Raw genomic sequence first — 7,465 nt, 5'->3', positions numbered from 1 at the left:
CTCAGAGTCCGTGAAGGGTCCCTTCACAGACCCGAAACCGGTCCTGCGCACGCCACGAGGTGGTCGCACACACCTCCGCATCGCCCACTGCCGGGTCCCCGACCAACTTTGCCGACACCCTGGCCTCAGAGTCCGTGAAGGGACCCTTCACGGACTCTGAGTCTGTGAAGGGTCCCTTCACAGCCCTGGAACAGGCGCGCGGGCTAAAGGCTCCGCAGGCCCTGTAGGACCCGCTCCATGAACTCGCGCGAGGACCGGTCGCCCAGGACAAGGTCGGTCTGGTGCAGCAGCACCAGGCCGATGTCGGCCATGTCCCCCACCAGCACCTTGACCACGCCGAGCGGCAGGTGCAGGTGCGCGGCGATTTCCGCGACCGAGCGGGTGTCCAGGCACAGATCGCAGATCCGCCGGTGCTCGATGGAGCGCACCCCGCGGTAGCGGCGGCCACTGTCACTGGTCGAGACCAATGCTTCGAGCGCGAGGTTGTAGTCCGAGTGCGTCCGACCACGCGTGCGGGCGTACGGGCGTACCCGCGACTTGGGCTTGGCCGCCGATCGGTCCGCGGGAGCGGCTTCGTCGGCGCCTTCCCCTTCCGCGGACCAGAACTGGTCCAGCGCGGAGGCGCCCGACTGCTCCTGCGGCGGAGGGGGCTGCGCGTGCCTGCTGCGAGGGGCCTCCTCCGGGTATCGGTACGCGGGCTCCTCCGGCACCATCCGGTCGTGCGCGCCTGGCGAACCGCGGTCGGCGTATTCGTCGAACGAGTACGGGTCCGGCGGCTCCTCGACCCGGTGCCGGCGGCCGGACGGGGATGGTTCGGGGGCCGCGTGCTGCCCGCGTGGGGGCTCCTCCGGCCAGTAGCCGGGCGCGACCGCTCGTCCGTCGCCCCCGTACGCGGGCGGCTCCCGGTAACCGTCGTCGTACCGGACGGGATCCTCCCGCTGCACCGGCGGAGGCGGCAGCGGTGCCGGCGGGGGCGGTGGAGGCGGCGGTACGGCCCGCGGTGGCGCGGGCCGGACGGGGTTCGGGCGGGCCGGCAGCCGCATCTTCAACGTGCTCAGCTCGAAGCGGCTGGGTGAGTCGAACTCCGTGCGGTCGTCACCGCGGTGCAGCGCCTCCCAGGCGCCCGTGTCCTGCTCGCCGAAACCCGAGATCCTCACCCACGCACCCCGCCCTGCAGCTGAGCCCGCAGCTCGGGGCTGATCTGCTGGCCGACCCGCTCCACGAGCAGGGTCATCTCGTAGGCCACCGTCCCGATGTCGCACGAGGGCGCGGCCAGCACGGCCAGCGACGAACCGTCGGACACCGACATCAGGAACAGGTACCCGCCCTCCATCTCGACCACGGTCTGGTTGACCCCGCCCGCCTCGAAGCAGCGGGCCGCACCCAGGGTGAGGCTGATCAGCCCGGAGGCGACCGCGGACAGCTGCTCGGCCCGCTCCTGCGGCAGCCCCTCGGACGGGGCGAGCAGCAGGCCGTCCGCGGACACCAGCACCGCATGCGCGGCACCCGGGACCCGGCGCACGAAATCGGAGACCAGCCAGCCGAACGTGCCCTGCTCCGCCGGTGCGCCGGAATCGGTCGCGGAATAGGTCACTGGCCCTCCAAGCTGTCGAACGCTGGGACACCCGCCCGGCACCGGGCGGTCCTGCTCGCCCGGTCGCCGTGAAGACGCCATTCCAGCGTATTCACCTCCCCGGCCGTGTCGAGCGTGCGCCCGGGCACGGTACGCGTACTTCCGTGCCGACGTCGCATCGACGCATGCGTGACCACGCATTCGCGGGTCACTCGGTAGGGCCGGTGACGAACTCCAGGAAAAGCGTATCCGAGCTGGTCACCACCGTTGCGGCAAGCCGATCGGGGGACGACCGGCACCGGCCCGGACAACCGAGAGGAGTACTCCCTGCTCCAGACGGATGCACCGCTCCCCGAAGCGGGTGAAGCGCGCGGAGTTCACTCCAACGGCGGCATCGCACCTTGGACCGGGCTCAGCCCGCCTGCAGTGCCGTGTCGTGCGCGATCGCGTGCTGGACGACCGAGATCAGCACCTGCTTGGCCGAGTCCCGCTCGCGCGCGTCGCAGGCCATGATCGGCACCGACGGGGAGATCGTCAGCGCGTGCCGCACGTCCTCGATCTGGTGGTGCAGCAGGCGGTCGAAACAGTTGATCGCCACCACGTAGGGCAGCTTCCGGTTCTCGAAGAAGTCGATCGACGGGAACGCGTCGGCCAGCCGCCGGGTGTCCACCAGCACCACCGCGCCGATCGCGCCGACCGCGAGGTCGTCCCACATGAACCAGAACCGGTGCTGGCCCGGTGTACCGAACACATACAGCACCAGGTCCGAGTCGAGCGAGAGCCGGCCGAAGTCCATCGCGACCGTGGTGGTCGTCTTATGGGGCGTGGCCGTGACGTCGTCGTGCCCGATACTCGCCTCGGTCATCAAGGCCTCGGTGGTCAGCGGATCGATCTCGGAGATCGCCCCGACCAGAGTCGTCTTTCCCGAACCGAACCCACCCGCGACCACGATCTTGGCCGACGAGGTCGGACCTGCCTGCGGCGTGTTCGGGTCGGAGTCAAATTCTCCGAAGCCCACTGAGCACCCTTTCCATGAACTCGATACTGGGGCGGTCGCCCGCGCTCGTGCTGGTGCTGGTGTGCACCAGCACCAGGCCGAGCCCCGCCACATCTCCGATCAGCACCCGCACCACGCCCAGCGGCAGCCGCAGCAGCGCGGCGACCTCGGCCACCGACCGGGTGTCCAGGCACAGATCGCAGATCGACCGGTGCTCGGGCACCCGGACCCGGTCCAGCAGCCTGCCCTGCTCACTGGTCGAGACCAATGCCTCGACCGCGAGATCATAGGTCGGCCTGGTCCGCCCGCGGGTGCGGAAGTAGGGCCGGACCAGCCCGGAGGTCTCCACCTCGGCGACCGGCGGCTCGCTCGCGGCCTGGGCGGGCAACGCCGCGGCGAGTTCGTTCGAGGACGGGTCCGGCGAACCGTCCCGCGCCGTGCTGAACGCGGCGAACTCGGCCGAGTCGTAGAGCGGGCCGCTGGCGCCGCCGAACAGCTCCGAGCCGGGACCGCCGAGCAGCCGGTCGCGGTAGCCGGGCACGGCGGTGATGCCCGGCTGCTGCCCGGCATTGGAGTCGGTCAGCCGGTCGGGCGGCCGGGCCGGCTCCGGGCCGGGTCCGGGCTCCGGTTCGTCGAGCCGGGCGTGCCGGGCCCGCCACTCACGGTCGACCCGTTCGCGGAAGGACTTCCAGTCCTCCCGTCCCCGGTCCCGCTCGCCCCACCCGCCGGTGGAGTCGTCCCCGAGCCGGCCATCGCCCCGCAAGCGCCCGTCGTCCACGGCTCACTCCTGATCCCGGCCCGCCTAGCGGCGGACCGCAGCGCCCTGCAGTTGCGCGCGCATCTCCGGGGTCAGCTGCTGCCCGACCCGTTCGACGAGCAACGTCATCTCGTACACCACCAGGCCGATGTCGCTTTCCGGCGAACCCAGCACGGCCAGGCAGGAACCGTCGGACACCGACATCAGGAAGAGGAAACCGTTGGCCATCTCGACCACGGTCTGCGCGACCGGGCCGCCTTCGAACACCTTCGCCGCGCCCCGTGCGAGGCTGGTCAGCCCGGAGGCGACCGCCGCGAGCTGGTCCGCGCGATCCTTCGGCAACCCGCGCGAAGCCGCGAGAAGCAGACCGTCGGCCGAAACGACCACTGCGTGCGCGGCACCGGGAACCCGGTGCACGAAGTCCGTGATCAGCCACGCGAAGCTGCCCGTCGCGCCGCCGGCACTTCTGCCGTTCGGCTGCACCGGCCCGCCTCCCGGCTGCACTGCACCCGCCCGTGTCACTGTTGCTCCTCACTGCTGCTGTCGCTCACGTAGCCGGCTCCGGTCACGCGCGCCTCGTCGTCGAGCCGGGCCTCCGTCGGCCGATCCTTCAGCGCGTGCCTTCCGGAGGTGTACCCACGCTGGAAGCTTGCCATCCGGCTGCGGGCCGCTGTCGCCGAGCGGGTGATAGCACCCTTTCCGGGCAGCCCGGCGGTCTGGTCGGTGAACGAGTTCTGCGCTTCGGCCGGCTTCTGCGCGCCGGAAATCGAACCGGGGACCAGGTATGCGTTCGGTACGCGTTTGGGCAACCCGGCCGAAGTCACCTCTTCGTTCTTGGACTCGAGCAGCGACTGTGCCGCCTGCCAGCCCTCGTCGGAGACGCTGTGCCAGTCTTCGCCGGCCGAGTCTTCTTCCGGGCCGGGGTAGAGCGGCGTCGCTTCGGCCGGCTCTTCCTCGGCGGCGGGCGCCGGTTCGGGCGCCTCGTGCCGCGCGGCTGCGGGGGCAGGCAACGGTTCCACCGCGTCGATACCCGGCAACGCACCGGGCTCGGCCTCGTCGCTGCCCTCGCTGAACCAGCGCGAAAGCACCGACTGATAGATCGGAAGCCGCCGGGTGGGCACGTCGTCTTCGAGCGCGGACGGGCCGTCCTCTTCCTCGGGCGCCTCGGCCGCGGGTTCCTCCGGCACCACGTGCTTCGGCTCGCGCTTCGGCAGTACCAGCGGCGCGAACCGGGCCTCGGAAAGGCTGGCACCGTCCCCATTGGACTCACGGGTGAGCGGGGCGAGGTCGTCCGCGGTCGGCCAGGCGGGTACCTGTTCGGCCGGCACTTCCGGGCTCAGGAACGGACCGGCCGCCCGGTTGCCCGCGACCAGATCGTCGAGACTGATCGGTTGATCCAGCGGGACCAGCCCGCCGTTGGACTCGACCGGTACCGACGGCGGCGCCTCCTCCGGCGCCCGGTTGACCGGCGGGAAGCTCGGGTGCGAAACCTCGTTGCGGTTCGGCGGGGGCGGCGTGTGCCGCGGCGCGACGGGCACCGGGACGCGTACGTCGGTGAGCAGCCCGGCGGGCACCACCACGCGGGCGACCACACCGCCCTCGATGTCCTCGTTCTCCCGCAGCCGCACCTCGATGCCGTGCCGCTGGGCCAGCCGGGCGACCACGTACAGACCCATCCGCCGGGTCACCGACACGTCCAGGTCCGGCGGGTCGGCCAGCCGGGTGTTCAGCTCCGCGAGCCGGTCCTCGCCCATGCCGACGCCGTGGTCGGTGACCTGGATGGCGAGCGCCTTCTTGCGTGTGACCACCGCGCGCACTGTGACCTTCGTCTCCGGCTCGGAGAAGTAGGTCGCGTTGTCCAGCAACTCGGCGAGCACGTGCACGAGGTCGTGGATGGCCAGGCCCTGCACCGCGACCTCGGGCACCACGCCGACCTCGATCCGCGCGTACTGCTCGATCTCGGAGACCGCGGCGCCGATGACGTCCGCCGCGGGCACCGGCTTCGGCACCGACTTCGCGAGCCCGGCGCCGGAGAGCACCAGCAGCGATTCGCCGTTGCGGCGCAACCGGGTGGCCAGGTGGTCCAGCTCGAACAGGCTGGCGAGATGGTCCGGATCCTGCTCGTCGGCCTCCAGCCGGTCGATCACGCCGAGCTGGCGTTCCACCAGCCGCTGCGAACGCCGGGAGAGGTTCACGAAGATGCCGTTGACGTTCTCCCGCAGCAGCGCCTGTTCCGCGGCCATCTTCACGGCCTGCTCGTGCACCACGTCGAACGAGCGCGCCACTTCGCCGATCTCGTCGCGGGAGGTGACCGGGACCGGGTCGACCGCCTTCTTCGAGGCGTTGACCGGATCCGGATCGTCCAAAATCGACTGCACGGTCTCCGGCAGCCGGGTGTAGGCCACCTCCAGCGCGGTGGTCCGCAGTACGCGCAGCGGCCGCAGCATCAGCCGGGCGATCGCGAGCATCAGTACCAGTGCCGCGATCAGCGCCGCGAGCACGATCGCGCCACCGATCCAGGCGGACTGCACGGCCGAGCCGGCCAGGCTGTCGGCCTGGGTGCGCAGCTGGTTCAGCAGGCTGCTCTCGACCGCGCGCAGCTTGTCCGCGGCGATCGTGGAGTCCTGGCTCAGCCGGGTGGGGTCGATGTTGAGCGAGTGGCCCTGGTTGGCCTGCGCGGTGGAGAACGCGGTCGCCTCGACCCGGCGCCGGTCGTCGACCTCCGGGCCGGAGTAGGTGTCGTTGTAGAGCCGGACCTGGTCGTCGGTGGCGTTGGCCACGAACACCGAGATCGAGGCGTCCCCGCTCGCTTCCGCGGCGCGGGTCTCGTCGAGCAGGCTGCCCGGGAAGGCGTCGCGGAACGCGGCCACCAGCAGCGCGCTGTCCCCGCGGAGGATGAACTCCTTGGCCTCGCTGATCGACTGGGTGCTGGTACCCAGCCGGAGCAGGTCACGGTCGCTGGTCGCGGTGGTCACCACGCGACCGAGCTGCACCAGTGAGTCGAGAATGGAGGAATAGGTGTCCAGCGCGGCCAGGTCCGAATAGGAGGAGGAGCCGATCGCCGCGCGCAGCGGGCGCAGCGCGTCCAGCCGCTGCAGGCCGCGTGTGTAGCGGTCGCTGGTCGCCGAGTCGTCGGTGTTGAGCTGCATGGCGGCGTCGCGCAGGTCGTCCACGCCGCGGTCGACCTTGGCCACCTGCGCGTCCAGCCCGGCCTGGCGCAGCGCGTCGCCGGAGGAGATCCGGGCCACCGCCAGCGCCCGCTCGCCCTCCAGGTCGTGCACCACGGAGGTGACCTTCTGCGCGAGGGCCACCTGATCCGCGGTCCGGCTCAGCTGCGTGGCCTGCCGTACGTCGTCGACCACGCGCAGTACGCCGAGCACCAGCGCGGTGAGGGTGGGGATGATCAGAATGAGTGCGAGCTTCGACCGAAGCCGCCAGTTGCCCAGCGCGAAGAAGGAGCGGTCGCCGCTCGATCCGCGCTCGCGCGCAGGGGCCCCTGTGGTGTCTTCATTCGGCACCGCCGCACCACCATCGTCGTCCGGGTCCACGGGACCCTGTGCTTCGAAACCTGCCATGCCCGCGGTCACCACCCGCACGCCTCCGGCAGCAGGCCCGCACCGCTGGCGGCCCGGGCCACTGACCGGATCATTACACCCTTTCGAGTGAAATGATCGACTTCCAGGTGTGATTTCCCACCGCCCTGGGCGTGGGATCGGTTCGGCTCTGGCATGACGTTCGGTCCCCGCACGTGGTCGGTCTGTCCGTTTCGGCCGAGGCCACCCGTTCACCGCGAACTGCTCGCCGGCTTGTCTGGAGCACCCTGTTCGACCAGGGCTTTTCCTCGCTACATCGGTGGGCCGCACCGCATTCTGCAGGAGCAGAGGGTAGCGAACGCTTGGCCGGTTTGTAACCCTCCAGATATCGCGCTGGGTACACCCGGGCAGCGGATCAAGTTATTCAGGCATCAACAGCTTGTCCGCGTGACGCCCGAATGTCGATCAACGATGCACCTGATCGAGTGATGATTGCCACCCCCGAACCGACGCTGAACACCCATTGTGATAGCCGGGTTGCTTCTCTACAGTAGCCGCGTGACTCCGGACGATGAGTCACATTCCGCCATCCGCACGTCCTCGGC

6 protein-coding genes are annotated in these 7,465 nt (G+C 70.6%); all 6 read right to left on the bottom strand.

Annotated features, from left to right (window positions below; translation table 11 throughout):
* Positions 1 to 203: 203 nt before the first annotated feature.
* Positions 204 to 1,157, bottom strand: a complete 954-nt coding sequence (locus D5S19_RS25550; RefSeq protein ID WP_120025937.1) for a DUF742 domain-containing protein — start codon at positions 1,155 to 1,157, stop codon at positions 204 to 206.
* Positions 1,154 to 1,594 (bottom strand): roadblock/LC7 domain-containing protein, encoded by a 441-nt coding sequence (locus D5S19_RS25545; protein WP_120025936.1) that lies wholly within the window; start codon positions 1,592 to 1,594, stop codon positions 1,154 to 1,156. Before D5S19_RS25545 ends, D5S19_RS25550 begins: the two co-directional genes overlap by 4 nt.
* Before the next feature lie 391 nt (positions 1,595 to 1,985).
* Positions 1,986 to 2,591 (bottom strand): GTP-binding protein, encoded by a 606-nt coding sequence (locus tag D5S19_RS25540; protein WP_120025935.1) that lies wholly within the window; start codon positions 2,589 to 2,591, stop codon positions 1,986 to 1,988.
* Complete coding sequence (locus D5S19_RS25535) at positions 2,572 to 3,348, bottom strand: DUF742 domain-containing protein (protein WP_120025934.1); 777 nt, start codon at positions 3,346 to 3,348, stop codon at positions 2,572 to 2,574. Before D5S19_RS25535 ends, D5S19_RS25540 begins: the two co-directional genes overlap by 20 nt.
* A gap of 24 nt (positions 3,349 to 3,372) precedes the next feature.
* Entirely contained in the window at positions 3,373 to 3,849 is a 477-nt protein-coding gene (locus D5S19_RS25530; RefSeq protein ID WP_386998515.1) for a roadblock/LC7 domain-containing protein, read from the bottom strand.
* Entirely contained in the window at positions 3,846 to 6,902 is a 3,057-nt protein-coding gene (locus D5S19_RS25525) for a sensor histidine kinase (RefSeq protein ID WP_120025940.1), read from the bottom strand. The genes D5S19_RS25530 and D5S19_RS25525 overlap by 4 nt, the downstream gene beginning before the upstream one ends.
* Positions 6,903 to 7,465: the final 563 nt, after the last annotated feature.

This window comes from Amycolatopsis panacis, from assembly GCF_003600245.1.
Taxonomy (GTDB): Bacteria; Actinomycetota; Actinomycetes; order Mycobacteriales; family Pseudonocardiaceae; genus Amycolatopsis; species Amycolatopsis sulphurea.
The sequence above is the reverse complement of the archived record's forward strand: the minus strand, read 5'-3'. Positions and strand labels throughout refer to the sequence as shown.

Coding starts and splice junctions, on each gene's coding strand:
- D5S19_RS25525 (WP_120025940.1), bottom strand. CDS start 6,902: ATGGCAGGTTTCGAAGCACAGGGTCCCGTGGACCCGGACGACGATGGT.